The 1,503-nt window shown below is 69.7% G+C and carries 1 protein-coding gene; it reads left to right on the forward strand.

What is annotated here, in order from left to right:
• The coding region (locus tag PKE44_RS19430; protein WP_324554507.1) for a DHA2 family efflux MFS transporter permease subunit at positions 1-1,503 on the forward strand (1,503 nt) is incomplete at both ends.

The following is a 1,503-nucleotide window of genomic DNA, read 5'->3' on the forward strand; positions in this document are numbered from 1 at the left end:
GCTCACCGGTGCCGCGCTCGCGGTCGCCGCCGTCGCGCTGTCGACGGCGACCTTCATGAACGTGCTCGACACGACGATTGCCAACGTCTCGCTGCCGGCGATCGCCGGGGATCTCGGCGTCAGCCCGACGCAGGGCACCTGGGTCATCACCTCGTTCGCGGTCGCCAACGCCATCGCCGTGCCGCTGACCGGCTGGATGACGCAGCGGCTCGGGCAGCTGCGGCTGTTCCTGTATTCGGTGCTCGCCTTCGTCTGCGCCTCGCTCGCCTGCGGACTGGCGCCGACGCTGGAGAGCCTGATCTTCTTCCGCGTCGTGCAGGGCTTCGTCGCCGGCCCGATGATTCCGCTGTCGCAGGCGCTGCTGCTGTCGTGCTTCCCGAAGGAGAAAGCCCCGATGGCGCTCGGCGTCTGGTCGATGACGACGCTGGTCGCGCCGGTCGCCGGCCCGCTGCTCGGCGGCTGGCTGACCGACAACGCCTCGTGGCCGTGGATCTTCTGGATCAACGTGCCGGTCGGCATCGTCGCCGCGGCGCTGACCGCGCGCGTGCTGAAGGGCCGCGAGACACCGACGCGCAAGCTGCCGATCGACGGCGTCGGCCTCGGCCTGCTGGTGCTCTGGGTCGCGTCGCTGCAGCTGATGCTCGACAAGGGCAAGGAGCTCGACTGGTTCTCGTCGCCGCTGATCCTGGGGCTTGCGATCACCGCCGCGGTCGGCTTCGTGTTCTTCCTGGTCTGGGAGCTGACCGAGAAGCACCCGATCGTCGACCTGTCGCTGTTCAGAAGCCGCAACTTCACGACCGGCGTGCTGGCGATCGCGCTCGCCTACGGCGTGTTCTTCGGCAACGTCGTGCTGATGCCGCTGTGGCTGCAGCAGTACATGGGCTACACGGCGACCTGGGCCGGCATCGTCACCGCCCCGACCGGCGTGCTCGCCGTGCTGCTGACGCCGCTGGTCGCGCGCATGATGCCGCGCACCGATCCGCGCCTGCTCGCGAGCTTCGCGTTCGTGGTGTTCGCAGTCGTGGCCTTCATGCGCTCGGGCTTCACGACCGGGGCCGACGCCGTGACGCTGGCGATGCCGCAACTGGTGATGGGCGCGGCGATGTCGACCTTCTTCGTGCCGCTGACCGCGATGCTGCTCTCCGGCCTGCCGCCGGAACGCATCCCGGCCGCCTCGGGCCTGTCGAACTTCGCGCGCATCACCGCCGGCGCGATCGGGGCCTCGGTGTACACGACGCAGTGGGAAGACCGCGCCGCGCTGCACCACGCGCAGCTCGTCGAGCACCTGACGCCGTACTCGCTGACCACGACGCAGACGCTGAACACCTACGCCCAGCAGTTCGGCCTCGACCCGCAGCAGGCCCTCGGCGCCCTCGATCGCCAGGTCACGCAGCAGTCGGTGCTGCTCGCCGCCGATGATCTGTTCTGGCTGTCGGGCATGATCTTCCTGGTGCTGATCGGCGTCGTCTGGCTGGCGCGGCCGAAGAAGCAGGGCTCGGCGGC

Origin of the sequence: Plasticicumulans sp., assembly GCF_035331805.1 — a bacterium.
Lineage (GTDB): Bacteria > Pseudomonadota > Gammaproteobacteria > Competibacterales > Competibacteraceae > Plasticicumulans.